Here is a 25,284-nt window from a genome sequence, read left to right as displayed (position 1 = left end):
ATCTGTCTGCGCCGGCAAGGGCCCTCACCCGCTCGCTCAGGCTCGCACCCTCTCCCGCAAGCGGGAGAGGGTATGAACGTCGCGACATCCACCGGGGCGTTTCCACGGGTAAACGCTCCGGACATGCAGCCGGGGCGGCGGATCGAGACGTCGGATCAGCCTGGTTTCGGTGCGAGGATCTGGACGGTGCCCCAGGGCTCCACGTCGAGCGGGGTGGAATCAACCACGTCGCCGTTGACGTGGGTGGGCTCGGCGCGGCCGTCCGCGGCGGCGACGGAAAAGCGGCGCGCGCGCAGCGTCTGCACGCCCGGGACGCGCAGTTGGGCGGTTCCGGGCAGCTCCACGCCCACCCAGAACGCGGCCAGGCGCGCCCGCGACGCGCCGCGGAACAGCACCAGGTCGATGAACGCGTCCGCGGGATCGGCATCGGCCACCAGCACGTGCTGCCCGGCAAAGTGCCGCGGCACCGTCGCCAGCACCTGCGTGGCGTCCAGGCTGATGGCGCGGCCGTGCTCGTCCTCCCCCCTCACGCGCAGCGTGGGAAAGTCGTAGGCGGCCCACTCCCGCACACCCCGCGCGCCGATGGCGATCATCCCCAGCGCGTCCTTGGCGCCCGCGCTCACCCGCCCCATCGCCCGCGCGTCGAAGCCCACGCCCACCCCCAGCAGCACCGCACGTCCGCCCGCGCGCCACGTGCGGAACGTCCGCCGCTGCGCCGCATCCGCGACGGTCGCGACCGCCCGGCGCCAGTTCGACGGGATGCCGCACTCCCGCGCGATCACGTTCACCGTGCCGACGGGGATGATGCCCAGCGGCACCGGAGAGTCCACCAGCGCGGCGGCGCACTGCCCCAGCGTCCCGTCTCCGCCGGCGGACCAGACGGCCTGGTGGTGCGGCGCCAGGTGCGTGCGCACCAGTTCGGTGGCGTGGTCCTGTCCGCGCGTCAGGTGCAGGTCCGCGCTCCACCCGTTGCGCGCAAGCTCGCGCACCACGTCCTGCGGCGCGGGGCGGCGCCAGCGCTGGCCGGCGGCGGGATTGTAGATGAGAAGCGATGGGCGCATGGGGGCTGGGCCCTCGCAAAGGGCTGGCCGGAGGGGAGAGGGGATAGGTTACAGGGGACAGGTTACAGGGGACAGCCTGCAGGGGATCGTTCGAAGCGCCGGGATTGTCGGGCGCACTCCGCCACGGGCTTTGTCGGGCAGCCGGGCGGCCGCCAGGATCGAGCGGAGCTGCCGCGTCAGCCTTCCAGGCGGCCGAGAGTAGATTCTTCGGCCCTGCGGCGTGAGGATCGAACAGAAGGTCCGGTGTGGCTGGGCCTCAGAATGACAGATTCCGGGACGGGCCACCCCGTTCACCCGTTCACCTCAATCCCGCCGCTCGCAGACGACGATCAAATCCTCGCTGCTGTGGATGAAGGGCGCGAACTGCCAGTCGCCCCACCAGTCGATGGGCACCAGGCCGGCCTGGCGCAGCAGGGCGTTCCACTCGGTGGCGGTGCGGATGCGCAGCTCGTGGTACTTCTCGCCCTTCTTGTCGCGCTTGCTCCAGCGCGTCCACTCGCGGCTCACCCCCTCCACCACGTCGAACTCGCGCTCCACCCACACCGTGGCGCCGCCGGCCGTCTCCCACCAGTCGCGCTCGGTAAAGCCGCCCACGATGTGGTCGCGGTGCATGGTTTCCATCACGAACACCCCGCCGGGCTTCAGCGCGTCGCGGGCGCCGCGCAGCACGCGCAGGTCCTCCTCGTCCGAAAGGAAATAGCCGAGTGACGAGTACAGCGAGAGCACGGCGTCGAAGCGCCCCGTCCACGGGATCTCGCGCATGTCGGCCCGGACGAAGTCGACCGCCACCTTCGCGGCCTCCGCCCGCTTCTGTGCGCGGGCCAGCAGCGTCTCGGACCAGTCCAGGCCGGTGACCTTGAGGCCGCTGCGGGCCAGCTCCACCGAGTGCCGGCCCCAGCCGCAGGCCAGGTCCAGCACCTCGGCGTCCGGCGGCAGCGGCACCATCTCGCGCAGCCCCTGGATCTCGCGCTCGGTGCGCTCCGGCGTCAGGAAGTCGCGGTAGATGTCGACGAACGTCTCGTCGAAGTAGCCGTCCCACCAGCCGCGGTTGGTCACGGCAGCACGTCCAGCAGGTCGTGGATGCCGCGGATGCGCTCGCAGTCCTTGTCGTCCCACTTCCACAGCGGGTCGATGAGGATGGGGCGCATCCCGGCCTGGCGGGCGCCCACCACGTCGATCTCGTAGATGTCGCCCACGTACACGGCCTCCGCCGGCGCGACGCCCATCCGCTCCAGCGCCAGGTGAAAGATACGCGGATCGGGCTTCTCCACGCCCACCACGCCCGAGTCGACGACGAGCTCGAAGTGCGGACGCAGCCCCACCATCTCCAGCAGCCCCTCCACCCGCCCGTCCGCGTTGCTGATGACGCCCAGCCGGTAGCCGCGGCGGCGCAGCTCGTCCAGCGTCTCGGCGGTGCGGTCGCGGACGGCGCTCCACAGGTTGCTCTCGGCGTGGCGCGCGAACAGGCGCTGCGACAGCGGGGCGAACGCGTCCCGCGCCACGCCCACCCGCGTGAAGATCTCGGCGAAGAAGATGCGGGCGCGGGACGCGTCGTCGCCGCCGTTGCCGCCGCGCACCAGCTCGTCCATCAGCAGCTTGGCGCCGTACTCGGCCTCCATCAGCTGCTCCATGCTGGTCTCCACCCCGTGCTCGCGCAGCAGCTGCACGATGAACGGGTGGTCCAGCCACACCAGCGTGTTTCCGGCGTCGAAGAGAACCGCCTTCGGCGTCATGCGTGCGTCCTGTCCACTGAAGAAGCCGCCCGCGGGCGCGCGTCGCCCGGGCGAACACACAACGTACGCGGGCGCGGCGCCCCGCGCACCGGTGCCGCGTCACAAGCGCACGGGAACACGCGTTGTGCAGCATCGCCGCGTCTCCTCCCTCGCCGGAAAGGCATCCCATGCACCGCGCCGTTTGCCCCTTGCTGGCCGCCTGCGTGCTCCTGGCCGCGTGCGACTCCCCCGCCGGGAGCCGCCCCGTCCCCACGACGCCGCTGGAGTGGGTGGAGCAGAACGCGCACCTCGTGCGCTCCATCTCCGTGGCCGACCAGAACTTCCGCGACCTGGAGCCGCTGCGCGACGCCATCAGCGACGCGCGGGTGGTGATGCTGGGCGAGCAGTCGCACGGCGACGGCGCCACCTTTCTGGCCAAGGCGCGGCTGATCGCGTTTCTGCACCGGGAGATGGGGTTCGACGTGCTGGCCTGGGAGAGCGGCATCTACGACATGGACCGCAGCTGGGCGCAGACCGTGGCCGGCGCGGACGTGCACGCGGCCGGCCGGCGCGGCCTGTACGGCGTGTGGGGCGGAAGCACGGAGGTGCGCCCCACGCTGGCCTATGCGGCCGGCACGCTGGGCACCGGGCGCCCGCTGGAGATCGCCGGCTTCGACGTGCCCCTTACCGGGGCCGTCGCGCGCGACTCGCTGGCCGTGCACCTGGCCCAGCTCGCCCGCGGCATCGGCTCGCCGGTGGTGAACGACCCCGCGTGGGCGCCGGCGATGGCGACGCTGCGCGACGTGGCCACCGGGCGCGGCAGGATCGACAAGCCGTCCACGCAGGAGCAGGAGACGCTGCTGCGCATCCTCTCCACGCTGCGGACGCACGCCTCCGCGGCCGGCGACCGGCGGTCGCTGTGGTGGGCGCAGGTCCTGGAGAACCTGGGCGCCGCCGCGCGGATGGCCTGGACGGGGCCGGAGGAGGGCGGGGCCTCGCTGCCGGTCGACATCATCCGCGAGGACCAGATGTCGCGGAACCTGCTGTGGCTGGCGAACGAGCACTACCGCGGGCGCAAGGTCATCGTCTGGGCCGCCACCACCCACATCGCCCGCAACCTGCCGGCGCTGGCCTCCCTGGACGGCCGGGTGCAGGGGAGCCCCGGGCTGCGGCGCCTGGGCGAGCAGGTGCATGCCGCGATCGGCGACGACATGTACGCCCTGGGCTTTACGGCCGCGCGGGGAAGCTGGGGACGCCACGCTGCCGCAGCCGCTGGCCGCGCCGGTGCCGGAATCGCTGGAGGCGCACCTGGACCAGCTGGGGATGGAGTACGCCTTCATGGACTTCCGCGACGCCGGCCCGGGCGGGGAGTGGCTGCGCGACGCGGTGGCGCGGCCGTTCCACTACACCTACCTGCGCGGCGACTGGCCCCGGGTGCTGGACGGGATGTTCTACACCCGCGAGATGACCCCCAACACCCTGACCGACCGATAGCCGCCGGCCGCTCCGCGCGGCGGCGGGCCGGGACCGGAAAAGACGAGGCCGGAGGACGCACGTCCTCCGGCCTCGCCCGTGTTCCGTCCGCGGCGTCTACGGAAGCGGCCGCCAGATATCCGGCGAGGGCTCGGTGCCGTTGGAGTACCGCAGGATGAACATCAGGAACTCGTCCTCCGTCATCCCCGAATCCGGGTCCGGCGCAAACTCCGCGCTTGCGGCCTGGAGCATGGGCACCATGTCCCAGCGCCAGGCGCCGTCCTCGCGAAGAAAATGGATGTCTTCTCCCGCCAGCCGCAGGATGGCCAGGTCGCCTTCGCCATAGATCTCGCCCTGCGACGCCACGTCGTCGCCCAGGTCGCCCGACACCCAGCCGCTGTCGATGGTGTAGGCGAACGCCGAGTCGGCGACCATCGCGCGCAGCTCGTCCGCCGGTACGCGATGGCGGTACATCAGCACCATCACGCGATCCATCAGCGGCATGGCGCGCACCGCCCCCTCCGGCGCATAGACGGCCAGGTCGCGCATACGGGCGTAGTAGCCGCGCGTGTCGCGGGTTACCAGCCGCGAGGTGGCGGCCCCGTCCCGCCGGCTGGCGGCCTGCTGGTACTCGCGCACGACGGCGCGGATGGCCTCGGCGTCCGCGCCCGCGAGCGGCGGATACGGCGGGTCCTGGCCGGGTTGCGCGGCGGCGGGCGCGCCGTGCGCCAGGCACAGCACGGCGGCGGCGGAAAGCAGGAAGCGGAAGGTGAATGCCATCGATGGACCTGCGGGAGCGGGGGATCGAGGCGGCGGACGCCGCAGCCCCAACATGCCGCCCCCGCCACGCCCGCGCAACGAAAATTTCGGGACGCGCGTCCGCATCCCCCGCACGCGCGCACTTGCGAGCCCGCCGCGCGCATCCTATCTGTTTGTTTGCAGGCCTCATCTCCCCATGAACGGCGCCGCACCCGCCTCACCGCGGCGGCCGCGGGGGATTCTTATCGCAACTCACCCCGGCGGGAGCGGCACCCCTTGGCGCAGCCCGTGGACGTTTCCCTTTCCGTAAACGGCGCCCCGCACCGGCGCGCGGTGGAGCCGCGCCTGCTGCTGAGCGACTTTCTTCGCGGCGAGCTGGGCCTCACGGGCACGCACGTGGGGTGCGAGCACGGCGTCTGCGGCGCGTGCACCGTGCTGATGGACGGCGAGGCGGTGCGCTCGTGCCTGGTGTTCGCCGTGCAGGCGGACGGCGCCGCGCTGGTCACGGTCGAGGGGCTGGACTCCGCGGGCACGCTGCATCCGCTGCAGGAGGCGTTCAGGGATGCGCACGGCCTGCAGTGCGGCTTCTGCACGCCGGGGATCCTGATGTCGATGATCCCCTTTCTCCGCGACAACCCGCGCCCCGACGAGCCGCAGATCCGCGAGGCGCTGTCCGGAAACCTGTGCCGCTGCACCGGCTACCAGAACATCGTCGAGGCCGTCGCGCTGGCGGCGGAGAGGATGGGGGGCGTGGACGCGGGCGATGCGACGGGGGCCGCCAACGCCACGGGCTAAAGCCCGCGGCTGGAAGGGCCACAAGCCCCGCCCTGGGCTCGCGGAGCTCGCCCGGCGGGGCTTCAACCCCATGGGCGCTCCGCGCACGGACGAACGCTCCAGGCCCGTCCGCGAAGGCGGACATCGCGTTTTCCAGCCGCGATCTCAATCGCCATGACACGGGCCCCGGCCACGACGCACTAACGCACTAACGCACTAACGCACTAACGCACTTTCGCACTCCCATCCCGTGAGCAAGTCGTACGTCGGCACATCGCCCGTCAGGAACGAGGACAAGCGGCTGCTCACCGGGCAGGCGCTGTTCGTGGACGACGTGCAGCTTCCGGGAATGCTGCACGCGGCGTTCGTGCGCAGCGACCACGCGCACGCCCTTATCCGCGGCATCGACGTCTCCGCGGCGCTGGCGCGCGAGGGCGTCGTCGCGGTCATCACCGCCGAGGACCTGGGCGACTACTGGCAGCCGGGGCCGCTGCTGGTCCCGCCGCCGCCCATCGACGGCATCGTCTTCAACCAGGCGTCGCAGGTGCCGCTGGCAAAGGACCGCGTGCGCCACGTGGGCGAGCCGGTGGTGATGGTGGTCGCCGAAAGCCGCTACGTCGCCGAGGACGCGCTGACGGACGTGGTGGTCGACTACGAGCCGCTGGACCCGGTCGTCGATCTCGAGCGCGCGCTGGCGGACGACGCACCCGTCATCCACCCCCAGCTGGGCACCAACCTGGCCGCGCACGTCGTCCAGCGGCACGGCGACTACGACGCGGCGAAGACGGATGCGCACCTGGTCATCAACCGGCGCTTTCACTACGACCGCGGCGCGGCGGCCGCCATGGAGAACCGCTGCGTGGCCGCCCGCTGGGACCCGCGCGCCGAAGAGCTGACCATCTGGGACACCACGCAGGCCCCCATCCCCATCCGCAACGGACTGGCGCGGATGCTGGGGCTGCTGGAGTCGCGCGTTCGCGTGGTGGCGCCGTTCGTGGGCGGCGGGTTCGGGCCCAAGATCATGATGTTCTACCCGGAAGAAGTGCTGATCCCCTGGATCACCCTGCGGCTGGGGCGGCCCGTAAAGTGGACGGAGGACCGGCAGGAGAACTTCTTCGCCACCACGCAGGAGCGCTCGCAGATCCACGACGCCGAGATCGCCTTCGCGGCGGACGGAAAGATCCTGGGCATCCGCGACTTCTTCTTTCACGACACGGGCGCGTACGATCCGTACGGCCTTACCGTGCCCATCAACAGCCAGTGCACGCTGCTGGGCCCGTACGACGTGCCCGCGTACCACAGCGAGTTCCGCGCGGTCTTCACCAACCGCACGACGGTGACGCCGGTGCGGGGCGCGGGGCGGCAGCACGGGGTGTTCGTGATGGAGCGGCTGCTGGACATCGCCGCGCGCGAGCTGGGGCTGGACCCGTCCGAGATCCGCCGCCGCAACTACCTGCGCAAGGACGAGTTTCCGCACACCTTCCAGATCCTGTTCCAGGACTTCGCCCCGCTCTACTACGACAGCGGCAACTACGCCCCCGCGCTCGAGGCGGCGCTGGACATCGTGGGCCGCGACACCTTTCGCGCCGAGCAGGCGCAGGCGCGCGCGGAGGGCCGGCACATCGGCCTGGGCGTCGTCAGCTACGTGGAGGGGACGGGGATCGGGCCGTACGAGGGCGCGCGCGTCACCATCGAGCCCAGCGGCCAGGTGCGCGTGGCGACCGGGCTGGGAACGCAGGGCCAGGGGCACTACACCGCGTTCGCGCAGATCGTGGCCGACGTGCTGGACGTGGATGTGGAGCGGGTGCACGTGGTGACGGGCGACACGCGCGAGTTTGGCTGGGGAACGGGGACGTTCGCCAGCCGCGGCGCGGTGGTGGCGGGAAGCGCGTGCCACGAGGCGGCGCAGGCGGTGCGCAAGAAGGTGATCGAGACCGGCGCGCGCGTCCTGGGCGCCCAGCCCGACCAGGTGGAGCTGGCGGACGGCGCCGTGCGCGTGCGGGACGAACCGTCGCGGATGATGGGGCTGGGGGAGCTGGCGGGGCACGCCAACCCCATGCGCGGCGCGGTGGTGCCGGGAACGGAGCCGGGGCTGGAGGCCACCGCCTACTTTGGCCCGGACCACGGCAGCACGGCCAGCGGCGTGCACGCGATGGTGGTCGAGGTGGATGCCGAGACGGCGATGGTGAAGATCCTTCGCTACATCGTGGTGCACGACTGCGGCAAGCTGATCAACCCGGTGATCGTGGCGGGCCAGGTGCAGGGCGGCGTGGCGCACGGCATCGGCAACGCCTTTTACGAGCAGCTGATCTACGACGAGAGCGGGCAGCTGCAGAACGCCAGCTTCATGGACTACCTGCTCCCCACGGCGATGGACGTGCCCAGGGTGGAGATGGCGCACCGCGAGACCGCCGCGCCGCTGAACCCGCTGGGCCTCAAGGGCGTGGGCGAGGCCGGCTGCATTCCCACGGGCGCCTGCTTCGCGCAGGCCGTGGAGGACGCGCTGCCGCACCTGGCGCTGGAGATCCGCGAGATCCCCCTGAGCCCCAGCCGCCTGTGGGAGCTTCTGCGCGACGCCGAGCCGGCCACGCGCGCCCCCCACGCGGACCTGGGCGGCCGCGCGGAGGCGGTGGCGGCGGATTGAGGAGCGGACCGCAGGGGCTGGAGGGGCGAATGAATTCGCTGCAACAACTACACGAAATCCGCCTTCGCGGATTGGCTGAATCCAGAGGTTCGGCGGAGTGTGGGGGGCGTCGCCGGGATCGACATCCAACCTCCCCCAGCCGTTTTAGGGGAGGTGGGCGAGTCATGCGAGCCCGGAGGGGGCGCCAGCGGACGCAGCCCGGACCGTCCGGAGCGCGATCGAATTCTCCCCTCTCCGTGCGGAACGAACGGAGAGGGGCCGGGGGAGGGGCACCCCGCCGACGCAAACCGATGCCGTTCGCCTTCGCACTCACGCACTCACGCACTCACGCACTCCAGGCACCCATGATCGTCGACGGCGAGCACACGTTTCCCGGCCCGCGCCAGGCCGTGTGGGACCTGCTGCAGGACCCCGAGGTGCTGGCCAAGGCCATGCCCGGTGCGCGCAAGCTGCACCTGACCGGCGACGGCACCTACGAGGGCGTCATCCGCATCGGCGTAGGGCCCGTCACGGCGGCGGAGTGGTCGCTGAACGTGGCAATCAAGGACCCGGTGCCGCCCCAGAGCTACACCATGCAGGTGGACAGCAAGGGCGCCCTGGGCTTTACCCGAGGCAACGCGACGGTGAACCTGGACGAGGTGGAGGGCGGTACGCGGATGCGCTACCACGCGGACCTTTCCATCGGCGGCAAGGTGGCCGGCGTGGGCCAGCGGCTGCTGGACCAGGTGGCCAAGATGCTCACCAAGCAGGGGCTGGACGCGCTCAACAAGGAGCTGGAAGCGCGGCTGGCGGCGGGCCCTTCCTGAACCGGCGGATCCACATGCGAACTGCTCTCGGGCTGATCTTTTTCCTCGGTGCCCTCGTCCTGCTGGTCGTGGAGCTCATCGTGCTGGCCGATCCCGGGGGGCTGACGCCCTCGAGCGGTGTGGGATCGTTCGCTGCGCCCTGGTATGTGCACGCCGGCTGGTTCATGGTGATCGGCGCGATGGGCTGGATGGCGATGCGACTGCTGCGCGACGGGCTGGGCCGGCTGGTGCGGGGGCGCGGCTTTACGCCCGCGGCCCGATGAAGCCCGCCCCGTTCGAGTACCACCGTCCGGACAGCGTCGAAGAGGCGCTGGCGCTGCTGGCGGAGCACGGCTACGATGCCAAGCTGCTGGCCGGCGGCCAGAGCCTGGTGCCGGCGATGAACTTTCGCATGGCCACGCCGGCCGTGCTCATCGACCTCAACCGCATCCCCGGGCTGGACGACATCGCGCGGGCGGACGACGGGCTGCGCATCGGCGCGATGGCGCGGCAGCGGGCGGCGGAGCGCAGCGACCTGGTGGCCGCGCACGCGCCGCTGCTGGCCGAGACGCTGCCGTACGTGGCCCACGCGCAGATCCGCAATCGCGGCACCATCGGCGGCAGCATTGCGCACGCGGACCCGGCGGCCGAGATGCCCGCGGTGATGCTGGCGCTGGACGCGCGCTTTCACCTGCGCGGGCCCGGCGGCACGCGCGTGGTGGCGGCGGGCGACTTCTTTACCGGCCTGTTCGGCACGGCGCTGGATGCGGAGGAGATGCTGGTGGAGGTGGAGATCCCCTCCGCCGCGCCGCGCACCGGCTGGGCCTTCGACGAGGTGTCGCGGCGCCACGGCGACTACGCGCTGGCCGGCCTGGCCGCCGTGGTGCAGGTGGATGAAGCCGGCCGCTGCACCGCCGCGCGCATCTCGCTGCTGAGCGTGGGCGACGGCCCGGTGCTCGCCGCCCAAGCCGCCGCCGCGCTCGTGGGCCAAGCGCCGACGGAGGATGCCATCCGCGCCGCCGCCGAGGCCGCCGCCCAGCGCGACGTGGATCCGCCCGGCGACATCCACGCCACCCCCGCCTACCGCCGCCAGCTGGTGGAGGTGCTGGTTCGCCGCGTGCTCCCGCGCGCGTTTGCGCGGGCCGTGGCCGCGGCGTAGGCGGAAGGCGCGCCGCGCCCCCTCCCGGTCACGCACCACGCGCCACCCTCCCCCGACCCCGGGAGAGGGTTGAGGTGAGGGCTGGCACCCGGGCGGCAAGGAAGTGCCGCACGAGCGGCGGGCGCCCCCCTCCCCTGCCCTCCCCCGCAAACTGCGCGGGGGAGGGTGACGCGGGCCTCAGGCTGCCGGAGCGAGATCGAATTCTCCCCTCTCCGCGAGGAACGAGCGGGGAGGGGTCGGGGGAGGGGCACCCCGGCGGACGCAGCTCGATGCCTGCCGAAGCGAGTTGCGGGCTCTAATGGTGGGATTGATGGCGTCCGGCCTGCGATTCCGCGGGCTTGAACCGGTCAACGCAGGTAAAATCAATGAGCTCGAATTTGGATGGAGCGCCGGACGAAGTGCTGGAGCGCCTGTACACGGGGGCGATGACCGCCGCGGAGGGCGGACGGCTGGAAGAAGCGGTGGAGATGCTGGATCAGGTGATGGAGCTCAATCCCAACTTCCCCGACGCCTGGTGGAATCTGGGAACGTTACGCGCCATGTTGAACCAGCACAGTCCTGCGCTTTCGGCGTGGGACCTCTACCGCTGCATGGTGCCGGACGACTGGCGCGCCCGGCCCAAGATCATCCAGTCGTGCCAGGCGCTGGGCGACACGGCCCGGCGCGACCGGGAGCGGAATGAGCTGCTGGCGCTGCGGCGGGCCGGCGCCGATCCGGAGCTGGCGGCAGAGCCGCACTACTGCCGCGAGCAGTTCCGCGTGGGCGACCAACCTGTGGTGGCGTACGAGGTATTCGAGCCCGCGGGCCCGCAGCGCGTCTTCTACACCTTCCTGGTGGGGCAGCCGGACGGGATGATGAGCGGGCACTACTCGCTGGGCAGCTACGACTTCACGACGAACTTTGCGCGACATCGAGGGAGGCTCGGCCCGGACGAACGGTACTACCACCTGGACTGGTACTCCGGGCCTCTGCATGCCACCTACGGCTTCTACACCTTTCTCCCAAGCTACGAACAGGTGCGCGCCCACGTGGTCGCCGCCCTAACCGGCGCCACTCGGCCGGCGAGCTACAGCGTATGGCCGGACACGGGAGACCGGCCGGACACCGGGCACTCCGAACCCTCTTCCCCCGCCCCGCCCGCGCCTCCGCCCCCCTCCGCGTCGGCCGACGAGCGCGCGGCCCGGGATCCCGGCGGCGCGCCCGCGGGCGCGGTGGAACGCCTCTCCTCGTGGGCGTCGCGCCTGCTGGGCCGGCGCGACGACCGCGCGAACTGAAACTTGCGGTACGCACGGACCTGCTCATCGCCGTCCGCGGCCCCGGCCGCCGCGGAACAACCCCATCTACCTGAACGCCTTCCGGAGATCCGATGAAAGTGTACGACCTGTCGCAGCCGCTGAACGAGCAGGCGCCCTTCTGGCCGTACTACCCGCCGTTCGAGGTAAAGTACATCAAGCGCAAGGCGGAGCACGGCGTAAACGCGCAGTACATCCAGACGTCCAACCACATGGGCACGCACCTGGACGCGCCGCGGCACTTCGTCACCAAGGGGATGACCATCGACCAGATCCCCATGGAGTGGCTGTGCGGGCCGGGCGTGATCGTGAACCTGAGCGACGAGATGGACGAGCTGGGCGTCTACACGCCGGAGATGATCGAGTCGCGCGTGGAGGTAAAGAAGGGCGACATCGTGCTGCTGCACACCGGCTGGCACCGCTACGCGCAGTGGGGCGACGACGCCGACGAGGAGAAGTACATCCACATGCACCCCGGCGCGCACCCCGACATGGTGCCGTGGCTGCTCGAAAAGGAAATCCACATCTGGGGCGTGGACGTGGTGAGCACCGACCACCCCATGGACCTGCCCATCGGCCGCTTTCTGGGCAAGGGAATGCACGGCCACTGCGACCGCGTGCGCGCCAAGGCCGAGGCCAAGTTCGGCGGCCCCGAGGCCGTGGCCAAGCTGTTCCCCGACGAGGACTACCAGCTGACGCACAACAAGCTGTTCGACAAGAACTGCATGCACATCGAAAACCTGGGCGGCGACATCAGCCACCCCGCCCTGCAGAACCGCCGCCTGATCATCGGCTGCTTCCCCTGGAAGTTCCAAGGCGGCGAGGCCGCCTTCGCGCGCGTCGTCGCCTTCGACGGCGAGTGGCCCAAAGAGATCTAAAGAAGCCGGACGACCGGCCGAGGATGGAGGGCGATGTACTATCCTGATCTTGGGACGGAATGCCAGGTGGATCAGGGACCACATGTTCGCGCGGTCGGTTGGCTCAGCGAGGATCACCCGTTTCCCACAGGTCCGCCCGACTCCGTTTTCGTCGAGGCGCTGCGCGAACAGGTGGCCCAGGCCTGGCAGCCCGTAGCCGCGGGCGGAAGCCACGTCTGTGAATACTGTGAACACGTATGGGGAAGCGACAACGTGTGGATCCCCGGCGGCGATGTCGTGTTCGTGGCGCCGGCGCTGATCACGCACTACGTAGAAGCGCACAGCTACGCGCCGCCCGATGCATTCGTCCGCGCGGTGCAGGCGTGCCCGCCACAGGGTTCGCGTGAGTATTTTGCGCTGATGCGCCGGTTCCCGGGATGGTGGGCCCACACCCTCCCGGCCTGACACCACCTCCCTTCCGCGACCGGCGCGCACATCGAGACGCCGGGGTGGCGCCATGACCAGGCGCCCGCGCCAGCGGCTGACGACCGTGAAGTGATCAACCACACGCTTGTGATGACGAAACGCACACGCACTCCGCAGGAGAAAAAGGAGCTCAGCTACGCCCGGGACGGCCGCAACCTGCGCGCGGAGTCGCGGGCCAGGGCGCACAAGGCCATCTCGCGGCGCAAGGCCAAGGCGAACCGCGCGTTCCGCCGCGGGGAGAAGCTCGCCACGTCCGCCGCGACGGCGCCCGACGTGGACGACGTGTTCGTCGCGCGGATCAGCCGCCGCTCGTGGCAGAAGATCCCGGACGTGTCGCTGGGCACGTACGTGGCGCGGCTGCTGGACAGGCGCGAACAACGGGGGATGAGCCCCGTCCACAAGCAGAGCCGCACGCTCGCCGCCGGCATGCGGCGCGACCGCCGGGAGATCGACCTGTGGCTGGGCGGCCTTTACCACAGCCGGACGTCCGCGGCCTCGCGCATCCGCGCCGCCGCCGACGCGGCCGAATCCGGCGCCTGACGGCCCGCGCGCAATCGATCCGCACCCACCGCACGCCGGCCGCCATCCACCCGCGCCTGACGTCCCACGGAGACGCGCGGCGTGGGACGGGCAACACCTTTGCGGAATCCAATGATCGACCTGAGTGCCGCGTTCACGGAGGGAAACGACGGAGGACGGCGCGAGCGTCAGCCTCTCCCTCCATTCGCCGGGCGACCTGGTGCTGCCCCCGGGCGCATGGTGGCATGCGATCCGCTCCCGGCCGAGGAAGACCCGCCGTACACGCGCGGCGTGCCGCCCGGCCGCTACCCCGTGCTGGTGAACGTCGCCCGGATCGATGTTCTGCGGCGCGTGCATCTTCCTCACGGGAATGCTGCGCACACCTGACAACGAACCTCGCGCCAGCCGCTGGACTCCGAAGGTGAGTGACCCGGCAGGGGGAACCCACGTTCCACCTACCCTCGACCAAGAAGCGCGATGAAGATGTACGTCATCACCACCGGCGTGATCTTTGGCCTGCTCACGATCGCCCACGTCCTGCGGATCGTGGGGGAGGACGCGCGGCTGGCCAGGGACCCCGCGTACATGGCCATCACCGCCGCGTCGGCGGCGATGTGCATCTGGGCGTTCTACGTAGTCCGGCGGGCGAGGCCGGTGCCTACCCGATCGTAGCGGAATGATGAAGCGAGAGCTGACACCGCAGGAATGAAAGAGCGTGTCCAGACCCACGTACCCGGTCCGTTCCGCCGCGCGGTGACCGGGATCATCGTGCGCGAAGGCAGGTTCTACTGGAGCGGCTTCGCGAGCTTCTGGAGAATCGCCGTGATCGTGTTCGTCCTGAAGCTCCTGCTCAAGGTGATCTTTGCGCTTCCCGGCGGGCTCGCCGGGGCGGAGATCCCGGTCGCGGCGATGGCGCTCACTTCGCTCTTGATGGCGGGAGTGCTGACGGCCCTCACCAGCGGACAGCGGAGCCGCTTCAACGCGGCCGCCCCGCCGGTCCCCGCGACCACCGGCGCTACCCGCTGAGACCGCGCTGCACCGGCGCACCTTCCGGGCGGCGAGCCGGTAGCAGGAGACCGGCGCGCGTAGACATCCTCCGCCTGTGCGCGCCGGCCTCCTTTCGATATCTTGTGGCTGCGCAGCTCTACTCCGCGGCGGCATCCCCCTCCCAGCAAGGAAATCTCCGGTGGAATTGAAGAAGCACGTACGCCCCTCCCTCGCCCGACGGATGGGTGGGATGGCGGCGATGGCGATTGCGCTGGCGGGGGCCGGCGGCTGCGAAGGCACCACCGCTCTCGATTCGGACGAGGTGGTGATCGGCGGCATCTTTTCGCTCACGGGCAACTGGATGTCGCTGGGCGTAACCAGCAAAGCGGCCATGGAACTGGCGGTGGAAGACGCCAACGCCTACGCCGCGGGCCGCGGAATCACCTTTCGCGCGGACGTGCGGGATACCAAGCTGGACCCGGCGATGGCTCTGGCGGCCGTGCAGTCGCTGCAGGCGGACGGCGTGCGGCTGATCATCGGGCCGCAGAGCAGCGCGGAGCTGGCCGCCATCAAGCCGTACGTGGACGGCAACGAGCTGATCGTGGTAAGCCAGAGCAGCACGGCGGGCTCGCTGGCCGTCGCCGGCGACCGCATCTTCCGCTTTACCGCGGCGGACAGCCTGGAGGGCGTGGCGTCGGCGGCGCTGATGTGGGAGGACGGCATCCGCACTGTGATCCCCATCTGGCGGGCGGACGCGGGGAACCAGGGGCTGCACACGGCCACGCGGCGCGGCTTTGCCGCCGAGGGCGGCACCGTCACGGCCGGCGTGGAGTACGGCGCCGCCACGACGAGCTTCGCCACGACCGTGGCCACGCTGGGCACGCAGGTGCGGCAGGCGCTCGCCACCCGCCCCGCCGCCCAGGTGGCCGTGTACCTGGCCGGCTTCGACGAGGTGGCCGACGTGTTCGCGGCGGCCGCGGCCGACTCGGTGCTGGCCTCGGTGCGCTGGTACGGCGCCGACGGCATCGCGCAGAGCGGCGCGCTGCTGGGCCGCCCCGCGGCGGTGGCGTTCGCCGAGCGGGTGGGCTTTCCGTCGGCGCTGTTCGGGCTGGACTTTTCGGCGCGGCAGAACTGGCAGCCGGTGGCCACGCGCATTCAGCAGCGCGCGGGAAGCGCGCCCGACGCCTTTGCGCTGGCGGTGTACGACGCCACGCGGGTGGCCGCGCTGGCGTACCTGGCCGCGGGAGACGACGTGGCGCTGGACTCGCTGGCGTCACGCTTCGTGCAGACGGCGGCCACCTACCACGGCACCACGGGGTGGGCCACGCTGAACGCCGCAGGCGACCGGCAGTTCGCCGACTTCGACTTCTGGGCCATCCGCCCCTCGGGCTCCACGCACGCCTGGACGCGCGTGGGCGGCTACGACACGCGCTCCGGCACCCTCAGCCGGTAAGCGGGCAGGAACGCGGTGGGGAAGCACGTCGGCCGGACGTGCCTTCCCTCCCGCCGCTCCCTGCGGAAACGATCGGCGCCGCGCCCTCGTAGTATCCCCCGCACAACGGCTCGACGCCGGATCAACAGCACGGATTCATGCACCTGCTTCCGCTCATCCTCCTCCTCGTCATCCTTGCCGCCGCCGTCGGCGGCGGCGCGTACCTGTTCGGCAAGCACGAGGCGCAGCAGCTGTTGCGTATCCGCGAAGCGGACGGGCAGGTGGGCTGGGATGAGAAGTGGGCCGCCCGCCGCCGCCAGCTCCCCTCTGCCAAACCCCACGCCCACCGCTCCCGGGGCGCGTCCAGGGCCCGCAAGGCACCTCCTCCGCCCATCCGCCATACGCAGCCGGCGCGGCTTCCCGACTGGATGTACCACGTCATCGCGAAGATCATCCTGGTGCTATTCTTTACGGTGATGCTGCTGATCGGCGTGGTGGTGCCCGGCGCGGCGTCCCTCACGCTGTTCCACAGCGCCGATCTGCTGACGCAGTATCCCCTTACGGCGGAAAGCCTGTTGCTGACGGCGCGCTACGCATTCTATGCCGCCGCGGTCCTGGTGACGCTGGGGATGCTGGGCCTGGGGCGCTACGGCATGTTCCTGACGTACTTCCTGATGGGGCTGTTCGGGTGCTCGTTCATCGCGGCGCTGCTCTTTTCCAGCATCGTCATCCTCCCCGCGGATCTGGTGCTTTCTTCCCTCTGGGGGATTGACGCCATGACCCACTGGCGGCCGTTCGTGCACCTGGCGTTCGCCGCGCTGGGCGTGGTGTGGGCGTGGTCCATCTGCTACGACGCGCGCCGCGACCTGCTGTACGACGGTCCGTCCAGCGGCGGGTACGGCGGCTACCAGTTCCGCGGCAGCCCGGGCACCGCGGCAATGACGGGGGGAAGCCTGTTCTCGGACCTGTTCGGCGGCGATTCCAACGGAGCGGGCGGATCGTGGTCCAGCGACTCCGACGGCGGCGACGGCGGCGGGGAATGATCTGCACCCCGTGGATCGGCAGCGTTGCGAGCGTGCTCCCTTGTTGATTCACGATCCCGAAAATAATGGGCCTCACACTAGACCCGGAAAAACAACACCTCCAGGGTACAGAGGAACAGAGTCAAACAGAGGAAGCATGATCTCGCTGCCTCTGTCTGACTCTGTTTCTCTGTACGATTATTCTTTTCAGGATCTGGTACAAGTCGGATCCGCATCCCTCTACTGGCTCTGCTTGAGATACGTCTTTTGCGGATCCGCATCCGCTTCAGTACACCCCCACCTTGCCCCGCGCGAACTCGCGCAGGCGCGCGGAGTCGTAGCCTACGCCGTCACGAAAGACGAGGGTGACGCCGTAGACCTGGGAGGGATCGGCGACGGGATCGCCGCGGATCACCACCAGGTCCGCGGCTTTTCCTTGCGCCACGGAGCCGATGCGCCCGTCCTCGCCCAGGACGCGCGCGCCGTTCAGGGTGATGACCTGCACCGCCTGCTCCGGCGTAAAGCCGGCCTCCACCAGCAGCTCGTAGTTGCGCAGGTTGCCAAAGCCGGGCAAAAAGCCCGTGCCCCACGGGTCCGAGCCCGCGGCCAGCAGCCCGCCCTCGGCCACGAACATCCGCTCCCACGCCATCATCTTCGCCAGCAGCCGCTCGGGAACGTTGAACGCGGCGACGGCCAGCTGCGCGTGGTTCTCCTCCACCTCGGCGCGGGCCTCCGGAGCCAGCATGGCCAGGACGGCCGAATCCAGCCGCGCCCGGCCGGGGACGAACGACTCGTACACGCCCAGCGTGCTGACCACCGGCGTACCGCTGGCGGCGATGCGGCGAACGCTTTCGCGCACGGCCGGGCTGGCCACGTCCACGTCCGCCTGGTCGCGCTGGTTGCCGCGCGGGCACACGTCGGGCTGCTTGCCCGGCACGTACTCGCTGGCCGTGATGAAGCCGTGCTGCAGCGCGTCGATCCCCATCCGCGCCGCCTCGCCAAAGGTGACCGCGCACAGGTGGCCGGTCACGCGCAGCCCCCGCGCGTGCGCCGCGTCGATCGTCCAGCGCAGCACGTCGCGCGGGCCGCTCATCACCTTGAACCAGGTGGCGCCCCGCCCCGCCCACTCGTCCACGAAGCGCCGCGCCTCTTCGGGCGAGTCCACGCCGCGAAACGGGCCCGTGCGCCGCGTGCCGGCCACGATGTACGGCCCGGCGATGTGCAGCCGCGGCCCGGGGATCTCGCCCGCATCGATCCCGCGCTTCAGCTCCACCTCCTGCTCGGGAAGCTGGCTTCCCGCCGTCATCGCCGTGGTCACGCCGAACGCCAGGTACAGGTACGCGCTGGCGTTCATCGGCACCGTGCGCCGCAGCCCGCCGAAGTAGGTGTGCTCGTGCAGCGAAACCAGGCCCGGGATCACGGTGTGACCGGTCAGGTCCAGCACCTGCGCACCGGAGGGCACGGGCGTGGTGGCGCGGGGGCCCACGGCGTCGATGCGCCCGCCCCGCACGATGATCGTCTGGTCCTCGCGCGCGGGCGCGCCGGTGCCGTCCACCAGCCGCACGTGCGTCAGCGCCACAACGGGCGCGTCCACGGCGACGAACGGGCGGACGGCGGGGGTGACCGACGGCCGGGGCTGGGCGAAGGCCGGCGCGGCCAGCAGCAGCGCCAGCAGGGCGAGCGGCGGCCGGCGAAGGGCGTTCAGCATGTGCGGTGCGTGCGTGGGATGGAGGATGGGATGCGGCGCCGAAGTATGCATCGCCCGGTGCCGTCAGACCAGATCGGCCCGAAAAGCCACGAGGGCGCAAACAACGGACTTCAGCCGGCGCTCGTCACGGGTGGGGAGATCGCGGGGATGATCGGGCACATCGGGGTCGACTGGACGCACCATTCGACGGCGCTAGGCTACTGGCTGGCGGAAAGCACCAGGGGCGCGGGTTCATGACGATGGCGTGCCGCGCCTACGTCGACCACGCGTTCGGCAAGCTGGGGCTGAACCGGATAGAGATCCGCGCGGACACGGAGAACCGCCGCAGCCGCGCCGTCCCGAGCGGCTGGGCTTTCGGCTGGAGGGCTTGGTGCGCGAGGCGGAGTGGCTGCACGACCGCTTCGTGGACCACGCCGTCTACAGTCTGCCCGCCCGCGGTGGCAGGGATCCATGCCGACCGCTGGATAGCTCCGGAGTCTCGCTGAACATCGGCGAGTCACTCCGATCTGCTCCGTCGCTGGAGCAGGCCTCGATTGCATACCACAATGGGGTGCAGCGTTCGAAGCTATTGGATGTCCTGCGCCGCTTCCCGAACCCATTCGGCCAGCATGGGGATGGATGTCGTGCCGCTGACCATCCGCTCCCGAAAGATGAAAGTGGGCGTACCAGAAACGCTCAAACCCTGTCCCAATGCCATGTCGGACGCGATTCGTGCGCGTGGGCGTTCCGCCTGTACGCACTTCTCGAACGCGGTGAGGTCCTTCACCCCAACTTCTTCCGCGTACCTGCGCCACGGCTTGGCGCCGATGGAATCCTGGTGCTGAAACAGCGCGTCGTGGTAGGCACCGAAACGATCCTGCTCACCTGCACATTCGGCGGCAATTGCGGCGGGAAGTGCGTGCGCGTGGATGTCGGTCAGAGGAAAGTGCCGGTACACCAGAGCCACGATATCTGGATGCTCCGCCCGGATTGCCTCCAATGCGATCCGACTTTGCGCGCAGGAAGGGCATTGGAAGTCGGAGAACTCCACGATCTTCAGCGGGGCGTCCGGCGAACCAATGATTGAGCCTGTGGCAGCCACCTCTTTCCAGTTTGCCACCGAGTCGACGGCGATGACCGGCGACGTGGATTTCGAGCCTCCGAATTCCCTGCGCACAAGCAGCCCGGTCACAATTACCGCGCAGACTACAAGCACGCCGGTAAGGGCGTTCGATAAGAAGTTCTTCATCGCGCGACCTCAGTTCAGGCCCACCACCGAGTAAACCCGAATCTGCGGAACGTCCGCATCATCAGTCGCTACCGCATAGGCTTTCCGTCCTCGAATCAATCGCAGGTCCACGTTAGCCGGGAGCGCCGCTGAGCAGATCGGTGTGCCCGTTTCGTTGAACGCGGTCCAACGGGTCGGCTGCCTATCCGGTGCCAGCAACCCGAGCCAGATCCGGCCCTCGTCATCGACGACGAAGTTCCGAAACGCAGGCCAGCGTTCTGGAAGAGACTTCCGCAGGGCTCGCCCGAATACTTTGTCCATGTCTTCCGTTGCCGCGGCGATGTCGCGGTTCGTAATACCCGGCCCGGCGAATGGAAGAGAGAACCCGCCGACCTGCTGCCCGTCCAGGGAATGAATGGCAATGGCGATGGAGTCTCCCCAGCCATAATAGATCTTACCATTGGGCCCAAGCCGGACCAGTGCAGGTCGTGCGAAGGGGTCGCTGGTGACGCTGACGGCACGCCCGTTACGTACGATCAGCGGCTGCAGCACCGGCACAACCAGTACCGAGTCCTGACGTGTACGGCCGTCCCACTCCAGAAGCCGGACCGCTTGGGTGCGATTGTGATCGTCAGCCGCGCTCGCTCCCGCCACGTACGGCTTTCGATGTATGGCAAAGAGCGCTCTCTGCCCCGGTAGCTGCTCTACCCAGTTCGGTGGAGTGCCCGTAGAGGTAGATGCGAGGTTCCGGTCGTACGCAATCTTCCCCGAGTCGGGCGCAAAGACGCTGAGGCGGTAAAGCTCTAGGTCATAGACGAGAAGACTATCTCCGGGCAGGACCTGCACAGTACGGACGTATCTGAATTCGCCAGGCCCTCGTCCCGGCCTGCCGACCGTGCGCAAAGGTCGTGCATCTGGAGAGAGGACCGCTACGCCACCCTGCAGCGGGTCGGCCACGTAGATTCGGCCGCGGGAGTCAACGTCCAAGCCTTCCACGCGGCTCAACGTCAGATCAGGGTCGCTGGATGCGACGGAGGTGAAACTGCATGAGGGGGCAGCAACAGACTGCCACGCCAGCCCCGCAGCCGGTGCCGCGTTCGTATCTCTGCACGCTCCCGCGCCCAACAGAATGGCGACGATGGCAGCCGCGCAGTTCGGAGTCCGATGCATCTGGGGAGCACTAGGTAAAGGGGGAGGGACAAGGACCACCGGCCCGGTTGCCAGGAGGCAACCGGGCCCGTTGGTCATCCGCGTTGGCTCACGAGCACGAGCACTCGCCTCCGGAGCTCGAGCAGATGTTCCCCTCGACCACGGCGCCGTCGGCCGAGGTGCACCTCGCCATCACCGTGTCACCGCCCCCCGGCGCAAGCGACTGGGCGTTGCCGGTGGTGGCGAGCACGCTGCCGCCGAGCGCGATGATGGCCAGGGCTCCGAGGTTGATCAGCTTCTTGTTCATAACGCCTCCCGAATGGGGGTGAATATTTGACGGAAAGCGTCTCTTTCCGACATGAAACCATGAAGCAACCACCGTGCCCAGTTTCCAATTTGATGTCTTCAAAAGTGCGAATAAAGAAGTAATGAGTCTTCTACAGAACGGTCCGAATCAGCGCAAACATATGGTACATGCCTGCCTACGAATGTTTCTCCTGCGAAAGATTAAGGCCGTAAACTTACCTTATAAAAACATGAGTTAATCGCTGAGGCAAGGCATGCAGCGCGCTTGGAAGAGGCACTCAGGGGGGCAGATGTCGCAGTGAATGGGGCTGAGCCGCCTCAGTCGGGCAAAGCCATGATTTGTCAACATCTACCTGTAACACAAAGGCCAAAAAGGATCTCAGTGTCCCTCCTCAGACATTGTGAAATTCGGCCACGTTGTGGCGGGCCCACGGCGTCGATGCGCCCGCCGCGCACGATGATCGTCTGATCGTCGCGGGCGGGCGCGCCGGTGCCGTCCACCACCCGCACGCGTGTCAGCGCCACCACGGGCGCGTCCACGGCGACGAAGGGGCGGACGGCGGGGGTGACCGCCGGCCGGGACTGGGCGAAGGCCGGGACGGCCAGCAGCAGCGCCAGCAGGGCGAGCGGCGGCCGGCGAAGGAATTTCAGCATGTGCGATGCGTGACGTGGAATGCGGAGGATGGGATGCGGCGCCGAAGTATGCATCGCCGGGTGCCAGGGGTCCAGCGTGCGGTGGACCGGCGCGGCCCGTGGATCATCCTCCGCCCGATTGGGGCCGTGCGACAACGGGCGGACCTGTCCGTCAAACAGCCTGTGACCCGGCGCATGCGCCCGGCCCGGGACAACACAGTGGCGAACTTCACATCTTTTGCGTACATTTATGATCATGCCCTCCCGTCACTCCGCTTCCGAGCCTACTTCCGACCAGCTGCTCGCGATCATCCGCACCCAGACGGAGATCGCGAAGCTCGGGCTGGACCTCGAAGGCGTAATGGGGCTGGTGGCCCGCGAGGCCCAGGCGCTGACGCGGGCCTCCGGCGCCGTGGTGGAGCTGGCGGAGGGTGACGACATGGTGTACCGCGCCGTGTCGGGGATCGCCGCCAACCAGCTGGGGCTGCGCCTGAGCCGCGCCACCAGCCTTTCGGGGATGAGCGTCGCCACGGGCGCCCCGCTGCGCTGCGACGATTCCGAAGACGACCCGCGCGTGGACCGACAGGCGTGCCGGCGCGTGGGGCTGCGGTCCATGGTGGTGGTGCCGCTGGCGTACGACGACGCGCCCGTGGGCGTGCTGAAGGTGCTGGGCGCCCGCCCCGGCGCGTTTGGCGACGCGGACGTAAAGGTGCTGGAGCTGATGTCGGAGCTGATCGGCGCCGCCATGTTCCACGCCGTCCACTACGGCGCCGACGAGCTGTTCCGGCTGGCCACGCACGACAGCCTTACGGGAATCGCCAACCGCGCGCTGTTCTTCGACCGGCTGCGGCACTCCCTGGCCCGGGCGCGGCGCGAGGACTATCCCCTGGGCGTGCTGGTGCTCGACATGGACGGCCTGAAGCGCATCAACGACCAGCACGGGCACCGCGCGGGCGACGCGGCGCTGCGCGAGCTGGCGGCGCGGCTGGCGGGGGTCCTGCGCCAGTCCGACACGGTGGCGCGGCTGGGCGGCGACGAGTTCGGCGTGGTGCTTTCGCGGGTGGAGGACCGGGAGGGCGCCTGGGTGGCGGCGGACCGGCTGTCCACGGAGCTGGACCAGCCCCTGGTCTTCGAAGGCACGCCGCTCGCGCTGGGCGCCAGCGTCGGCGTGGCGGTGTTTCCCGACGACGGCGAGCAGCCGGACCTGCTGGTGGAGGTGGCGGACCAGGCGATGTACGCCATCAAGCGCCAGCGCACCCTCGCCCGGGAGCGCGTCTCCGCCGGCCGCTGACCCGGGACGGTGGTGCATCAAAGCAGCGCGCGGGAGGCCGTCCGGCTTCCCGCGCGTTTTCCGTGCATCCCCAGCGTCCCTTCAACGGCCAGGTCCAGCAAAAAGGTTTTCTCACGCAGAGGACACAGAGGCCACAGAGGACGTCATATCACTCCGCCTCCGCGCCCACCGCCCCGTGACCCCGTCCACGGGTTGCTGATCCGATCCTCCCGCCCCTCCGCCTTTTCGGTCCCCCGGCGCCTCGCCGGACCCGCGGCCGGCAGCCACGCGTGCGGCACGTGGAACGACGCGCATCACACCGTGACACGGCGCGTCTAGGCGAAAGCGAAGAAAGGCAATATGTTGGGACACACATTACACAATCCCGCGCCAAGGCCGTCGCGGGCCGCTCCATGTTGATCCCTTCATCCGGAAGTGGCGACCCACCATGACCCTCGCGCCGCCTCGTCCCGCCCAGCGTGAAGCCGCCGCCGCGCCCGCGGCGCTCACCGATCCGGACGTCGCGGCCGTCGCGCGGATCAGCGCGGTGCCCACCATCCTCAAGGTGATCTCCGAGACCACCGGCCTGCGCCTGGCGCTGGTGGCGCGGGTGACGGACGATTCGTGGACGGCGTGCGCCACGCTGGACCGTCTGGGGCTCGGGCTGAATGCCGGCGACAGGCTGGACGTCGCCACCACGCTGTGCCGCGAGGTGCGGCGCACGCACGAGCCCGTCATCGTGGAGCACGCCAGCCAGGAGCCCGAGTACTGCGGCCACCTCGCGGCAAAGACGTACGGCTTCGAGAGCTACATCGCCACGCCCATCTTTCGCGCGGACGGCCGGTACTTCGGCAACGTGTGCGCGCTGGACCCGCTCCCCGCCCGGCTGCGCGACGGCAAAACGCTGGAGATGATCAAGCTGTTCTCCGAGCTCATCGGCCTGCAGCTTTCGCTCGAAGACCAGCACGACAGCGACCTTCAGGCGCTGCGGGACGAGCGCCGCACCGCGCAGCTGCGCGAAGAGTTCATCGCCGTGCTGGGGCACGACCTGCGCAACCCGCTCTCCTCCGTCATCACCGGCAGCGCCTTTCTGCTGGACATCAGCGACGAAGCCGGGCACCGCACCATCCTGGAGCGCATCCACAGCAGCGGCCAGCGCATGGCGCGCATGATCGACGACGTGCTGGACTTTGCGCGCGGCCGGCTGGGCGGCGGCATCGCCATCGCCCCCGAGCAGGTGCAGGACGTGGCGGAGCTGGCCGGCCGCGTGGTGGCCGAGATCGCCGGCGCGCACCCGGAGTGCACGCTGCGGGTGACGTACCGCAACGCCGGCGCGGCCCGGGTCGATGCCGGCCGCGTGGGGCAGATGATGTCGAACCTGGTGGCCAACGCGGTGCAGCACGGCCCCCGCGGCGAGCCCGTGGACGTGGCGGTAGAGGGGGACGGCGACGCCGTGCGCTTTGCCGTCACCAACCGCGGCGAGCCCATCTCCGCCGAGCTCCTCCCCCGCCTCTTTCAGCCCTACGTGCGCGGCGCTGGAAGCCTTCCCCGCGCCGGGCTGGGGCTGGGGCTGTACATCGCCAGCGAGATCGCCCGCGCCCACGGCGGCGCCATCGAGGTGTCCTCCACCGCCGAAGCCGGCACCACCTTCACCGCCGTCCTGCCGCGCTCGCCCTCACCCGCGGCCCACAAGGGCGAATGAATTCGCAGCAACAACCACACGAAGGCCGCCTTCGCGGACTGGCGGCTCTGTCGTGTGGGCACGTGCCTGCCACGTAGCGGGTTCGTCGGTGGCTGCTGGCAAGATCCTGATGGATCGGGATCGAATTCTCCCCTCTCCGTGAGGAACGAACGGGGAGGGGCCGGGGAGGGGCACCCGGCCGGTCGCAGCCCGAACCCCTTTCGCCGAGCCACTGCCTTCAGCCCCACCCCAACCTCCCCCAGCAGTTTTGGGGGAGGTGGGCGAGTAATGCGAGCCCGGAGGGGGCGCACCCGGTCGAAGCGGGATCGAATTCTCCCCCTCTCCTCGCGCAGGTTGCGAGGGGAGGG

Annotated in this window: 27 protein-coding genes; 18 read left to right on the top strand and 9 right to left on the bottom strand. The window is 69.9% G+C overall.

Annotated features, from left to right (window positions below; translation table 11 throughout):
• Positions 1–155 precede the first annotated feature (155 nt).
• From VGC13_RS14000 to VGC13_RS13990, 3 genes are all read right to left on the bottom strand, one after another.
• Positions 156–1,061 (bottom strand): diacylglycerol/lipid kinase family protein, encoded by a 906-nt coding sequence (locus VGC13_RS14000; protein WP_331125879.1) that lies wholly within the window; start codon positions 1,059–1,061, stop codon positions 156–158.
• A gap of 303 nt (positions 1,062–1,364) precedes the next feature.
• Positions 1,365–2,117 (bottom strand): class I SAM-dependent methyltransferase, encoded by a 753-nt coding sequence (locus tag VGC13_RS13995; protein WP_331125878.1) that lies wholly within the window; start codon positions 2,115–2,117, stop codon positions 1,365–1,367.
• A complete protein-coding gene (locus VGC13_RS13990; RefSeq protein ID WP_331125877.1) occupies positions 2,114–2,794 on the bottom strand; it encodes an HAD-IA family hydrolase in 681 nt (226 codons plus the stop codon). The genes VGC13_RS13995 and VGC13_RS13990 overlap by 4 nt, the downstream gene beginning before the upstream one ends.
• Positions 2,795–2,961: 167 nt before the next feature.
• Here VGC13_RS13990 and VGC13_RS13985 point away from each other — a divergent pair, with 167 nt between their 5' ends.
• On the top strand, positions 2,962–4,425 hold the full coding sequence (locus VGC13_RS13985) for an erythromycin esterase family protein (RefSeq protein ID WP_331125876.1): 1,464 nt from the start codon (positions 2,962–2,964) through the stop codon (positions 4,423–4,425).
• Here the strand turns inward: VGC13_RS13985 and VGC13_RS13980 are convergent.
• Positions 4,364–5,026, bottom strand: coding sequence for a hypothetical protein (locus tag VGC13_RS13980; protein WP_331125875.1), 663 nt, complete (start codon positions 5,024–5,026; stop codon positions 4,364–4,366). The genes VGC13_RS13985 and VGC13_RS13980 overlap by 62 nt on opposite strands.
• Before the next feature lie 255 nt (positions 5,027–5,281).
• Here VGC13_RS13980 and VGC13_RS13975 point away from each other — a divergent pair, with 255 nt between their 5' ends.
• From VGC13_RS13975 to VGC13_RS13915, 14 genes are all read left to right on the top strand, one after another.
• On the top strand, positions 5,282–5,800 hold the full coding sequence (locus VGC13_RS13975; protein ID WP_331125874.1) for a (2Fe-2S)-binding protein: 519 nt from the start codon (positions 5,282–5,284) through the stop codon (positions 5,798–5,800).
• 229 nt (positions 5,801–6,029) lie between these two features.
• Positions 6,030–8,423 (top strand): xanthine dehydrogenase family protein molybdopterin-binding subunit, encoded by a 2,394-nt coding sequence (locus tag VGC13_RS13970; RefSeq protein ID WP_331125873.1) that lies wholly within the window; start codon positions 6,030–6,032, stop codon positions 8,421–8,423.
• A gap of 344 nt (positions 8,424–8,767) precedes the next feature.
• On the top strand, positions 8,768–9,229 hold the full coding sequence (locus VGC13_RS13965; protein ID WP_331125872.1) for a carbon monoxide dehydrogenase subunit G: 462 nt from the start codon (positions 8,768–8,770) through the stop codon (positions 9,227–9,229).
• Between the two features lie 14 nt (positions 9,230–9,243).
• Complete coding sequence (locus VGC13_RS13960; RefSeq protein WP_331125871.1) at positions 9,244–9,492, top strand: hypothetical protein; 249 nt, start codon at positions 9,244–9,246, stop codon at positions 9,490–9,492.
• Positions 9,489–10,367 carry a xanthine dehydrogenase family protein subunit M gene (locus VGC13_RS13955; RefSeq protein ID WP_331125870.1) on the top strand — a complete coding sequence of 293 codons (879 nt, stop codon included), beginning with the start codon at positions 9,489–9,491 and terminating at the stop codon, positions 10,365–10,367. The genes VGC13_RS13960 and VGC13_RS13955 overlap by 4 nt, the downstream gene beginning before the upstream one ends.
• Positions 10,368–10,732: 365 nt before the next feature.
• The gene (locus VGC13_RS13950) at positions 10,733–11,641 is read left to right on the top strand and encodes a tetratricopeptide repeat protein (protein ID WP_331125869.1); all 909 of its coding nucleotides are present in this window, start codon (positions 10,733–10,735) and stop codon (positions 11,639–11,641) included.
• A 92-nt stretch (positions 11,642–11,733) separates the two neighbouring features.
• The gene (locus VGC13_RS13945; protein WP_331125868.1) at positions 11,734–12,537 is read left to right on the top strand and encodes a cyclase family protein; all 804 of its coding nucleotides are present in this window, start codon (positions 11,734–11,736) and stop codon (positions 12,535–12,537) included.
• Positions 12,538–12,570: 33 nt separating this feature from the next.
• The gene (locus VGC13_RS13940) at positions 12,571–12,981 is read left to right on the top strand and encodes a hypothetical protein (protein WP_331125867.1); all 411 of its coding nucleotides are present in this window, start codon (positions 12,571–12,573) and stop codon (positions 12,979–12,981) included.
• Positions 12,982–13,092: 111 nt separating this feature from the next.
• On the top strand, positions 13,093–13,542 hold the full coding sequence (locus VGC13_RS13935; RefSeq protein WP_331125866.1) for a hypothetical protein: 450 nt from the start codon (positions 13,093–13,095) through the stop codon (positions 13,540–13,542).
• 111 nt (positions 13,543–13,653) lie between these two features.
• Positions 13,654–13,908, top strand: coding sequence for a DUF4241 domain-containing protein (locus tag VGC13_RS33650; RefSeq protein WP_414682995.1), 255 nt, complete (start codon positions 13,654–13,656; stop codon positions 13,906–13,908).
• A gap of 90 nt (positions 13,909–13,998) precedes the next feature.
• On the top strand, positions 13,999–14,193 hold the full coding sequence (locus tag VGC13_RS13930; protein ID WP_331125865.1) for a hypothetical protein: 195 nt from the start codon (positions 13,999–14,001) through the stop codon (positions 14,191–14,193).
• A gap of 33 nt (positions 14,194–14,226) precedes the next feature.
• Entirely contained in the window at positions 14,227–14,547 is a 321-nt protein-coding gene (locus tag VGC13_RS13925) for a hypothetical protein (protein WP_331125864.1), read from the top strand.
• Between the two features lie 211 nt (positions 14,548–14,758).
• Entirely contained in the window at positions 14,759–15,961 is a 1,203-nt protein-coding gene (locus tag VGC13_RS13920) for an ABC transporter substrate-binding protein (RefSeq protein ID WP_331125863.1), read from the top strand.
• A gap of 137 nt (positions 15,962–16,098) precedes the next feature.
• The gene (locus VGC13_RS13915) at positions 16,099–16,983 is read left to right on the top strand and encodes a hypothetical protein (protein ID WP_331125862.1); all 885 of its coding nucleotides are present in this window, start codon (positions 16,099–16,101) and stop codon (positions 16,981–16,983) included.
• 265 nt (positions 16,984–17,248) lie between these two features.
• Here VGC13_RS13915 and VGC13_RS13910 read toward each other — a convergent pair whose 3' ends face one another.
• Positions 17,249–18,670 (bottom strand): amidohydrolase family protein, encoded by a 1,422-nt coding sequence (locus VGC13_RS13910; protein WP_331125861.1) that lies wholly within the window; start codon positions 18,668–18,670, stop codon positions 17,249–17,251.
• A gap of 5 nt (positions 18,671–18,675) precedes the next feature.
• Here VGC13_RS13910 and VGC13_RS33645 point away from each other — a divergent pair, with 5 nt between their 5' ends.
• The gene (locus VGC13_RS33645) at positions 18,676–19,155 is read left to right on the top strand and encodes a GNAT family N-acetyltransferase (RefSeq protein ID WP_414682994.1); all 480 of its coding nucleotides are present in this window, start codon (positions 18,676–18,678) and stop codon (positions 19,153–19,155) included.
• An 80-nt stretch (positions 19,156–19,235) separates the two neighbouring features.
• Here the strand turns inward: VGC13_RS33645 and VGC13_RS13905 are convergent, their stop codons facing one another.
• The 4 genes from VGC13_RS13905 to VGC13_RS13890 all read right to left on the bottom strand — a co-directional run bounded on the left by VGC13_RS13905 (position 19,236) and on the right by VGC13_RS13890 (position 21,986).
• Complete coding sequence (locus tag VGC13_RS13905; RefSeq protein ID WP_331125860.1) at positions 19,236–19,898, bottom strand: DsbA family protein; 663 nt, start codon at positions 19,896–19,898, stop codon at positions 19,236–19,238.
• Between the two features lie 9 nt (positions 19,899–19,907).
• Positions 19,908–20,429, bottom strand: a complete 522-nt coding sequence (locus tag VGC13_RS13900) for a hypothetical protein (protein ID WP_331125859.1) — start codon at positions 20,427–20,429, stop codon at positions 19,908–19,910.
• A gap of 706 nt (positions 20,430–21,135) precedes the next feature.
• On the bottom strand, positions 21,136–21,333 hold the full coding sequence (locus VGC13_RS13895; protein ID WP_331125858.1) for a hypothetical protein: 198 nt from the start codon (positions 21,331–21,333) through the stop codon (positions 21,136–21,138).
• A 341-nt stretch (positions 21,334–21,674) separates the two neighbouring features.
• Positions 21,675–21,986, bottom strand: coding sequence for a hypothetical protein (locus VGC13_RS13890; RefSeq protein ID WP_331125857.1), 312 nt, complete (start codon positions 21,984–21,986; stop codon positions 21,675–21,677).
• A 235-nt stretch (positions 21,987–22,221) separates the two neighbouring features.
• Between VGC13_RS13890 and VGC13_RS13885 the strand changes: the two genes are divergently transcribed.
• Both VGC13_RS13885 and VGC13_RS13880 read left to right on the top strand, forming a co-directional pair.
• The gene (locus VGC13_RS13885; RefSeq protein ID WP_331125856.1) at positions 22,222–23,256 is read left to right on the top strand and encodes a sensor domain-containing diguanylate cyclase; all 1,035 of its coding nucleotides are present in this window, start codon (positions 22,222–22,224) and stop codon (positions 23,254–23,256) included.
• Between the two features lie 427 nt (positions 23,257–23,683).
• Positions 23,684–24,937 (top strand): GAF domain-containing sensor histidine kinase, encoded by a 1,254-nt coding sequence (locus VGC13_RS13880; protein ID WP_331125855.1) that lies wholly within the window; start codon positions 23,684–23,686, stop codon positions 24,935–24,937.
• Positions 24,938–25,284: the final 347 nt, after the last annotated feature.

Origin of the sequence: Longimicrobium sp. (genome assembly GCF_036399255.1) — a bacterium.
Lineage (GTDB): Bacteria > Gemmatimonadota > Gemmatimonadetes > Longimicrobiales > Longimicrobiaceae > Longimicrobium.
Note: the sequence above shows the minus strand (reverse complement) of the source record. Positions and strands in the feature narration are given on the sequence as shown.

Bases quoted from the DNA above. Each gene is read 5' to 3' on its own strand.
- VGC13_RS14000 (WP_331125879.1), bottom strand. From the start codon at position 1,061: ATGCGCCCATCGCTTCTCATCTACAATCCCGCCGCCGGCCAGCGCTGG.
- VGC13_RS13990 (WP_331125877.1), bottom strand. From the start codon at position 2,794: ATGACGCCGAAGGCGGTTCTCTTCGACGCCGGAAACACGCTGGTGTGG.
- VGC13_RS13985 (WP_331125876.1), top strand. From the start codon at position 2,962: ATGCACCGCGCCGTTTGCCCCTTGCTGGCCGCCTGCGTGCTCCTGGCC.
- VGC13_RS13980 (WP_331125875.1), bottom strand. From the start codon at position 5,026: ATGGCATTCACCTTCCGCTTCCTGCTTTCCGCCGCCGCCGTGCTGTGC.
- VGC13_RS13965 (WP_331125872.1), top strand. From the start codon at position 8,768: ATGATCGTCGACGGCGAGCACACGTTTCCCGGCCCGCGCCAGGCCGTG.
- VGC13_RS13960 (WP_331125871.1), top strand. From the start codon at position 9,244: ATGCGAACTGCTCTCGGGCTGATCTTTTTCCTCGGTGCCCTCGTCCTG.
- VGC13_RS13955 (WP_331125870.1), top strand. From the start codon at position 9,489: ATGAAGCCCGCCCCGTTCGAGTACCACCGTCCGGACAGCGTCGAAGAG.
- VGC13_RS13950 (WP_331125869.1), top strand. From the start codon at position 10,733: ATGAGCTCGAATTTGGATGGAGCGCCGGACGAAGTGCTGGAGCGCCTG.
- VGC13_RS13945 (WP_331125868.1), top strand. From the start codon at position 11,734: ATGAAAGTGTACGACCTGTCGCAGCCGCTGAACGAGCAGGCGCCCTTC.
- VGC13_RS13940 (WP_331125867.1), top strand. From the start codon at position 12,571: ATGTACTATCCTGATCTTGGGACGGAATGCCAGGTGGATCAGGGACCA.
- VGC13_RS13935 (WP_331125866.1), top strand. From the start codon at position 13,093: ATGACGAAACGCACACGCACTCCGCAGGAGAAAAAGGAGCTCAGCTAC.
- VGC13_RS33650 (WP_414682995.1), top strand. From the start codon at position 13,654: ATGATCGACCTGAGTGCCGCGTTCACGGAGGGAAACGACGGAGGACGG.
- VGC13_RS13930 (WP_331125865.1), top strand. From the start codon at position 13,999: ATGAAGATGTACGTCATCACCACCGGCGTGATCTTTGGCCTGCTCACG.
- VGC13_RS13925 (WP_331125864.1), top strand. From the start codon at position 14,227: ATGAAAGAGCGTGTCCAGACCCACGTACCCGGTCCGTTCCGCCGCGCG.
- VGC13_RS13920 (WP_331125863.1), top strand. From the start codon at position 14,759: ATGGCGGCGATGGCGATTGCGCTGGCGGGGGCCGGCGGCTGCGAAGGC.
- VGC13_RS13915 (WP_331125862.1), top strand. From the start codon at position 16,099: ATGCACCTGCTTCCGCTCATCCTCCTCCTCGTCATCCTTGCCGCCGCC.
- VGC13_RS13910 (WP_331125861.1), bottom strand. From the start codon at position 18,670: ATGCTGAACGCCCTTCGCCGGCCGCCGCTCGCCCTGCTGGCGCTGCTG.
- VGC13_RS13905 (WP_331125860.1), bottom strand. From the start codon at position 19,898: ATGAAGAACTTCTTATCGAACGCCCTTACCGGCGTGCTTGTAGTCTGC.
- VGC13_RS13895 (WP_331125858.1), bottom strand. From the start codon at position 21,333: ATGAACAAGAAGCTGATCAACCTCGGAGCCCTGGCCATCATCGCGCTC.
- VGC13_RS13890 (WP_331125857.1), bottom strand. From the start codon at position 21,986: ATGCTGAAATTCCTTCGCCGGCCGCCGCTCGCCCTGCTGGCGCTGCTG.
- VGC13_RS13885 (WP_331125856.1), top strand. From the start codon at position 22,222: ATGCCCTCCCGTCACTCCGCTTCCGAGCCTACTTCCGACCAGCTGCTC.
- VGC13_RS13880 (WP_331125855.1), top strand. From the start codon at position 23,684: ATGACCCTCGCGCCGCCTCGTCCCGCCCAGCGTGAAGCCGCCGCCGCG.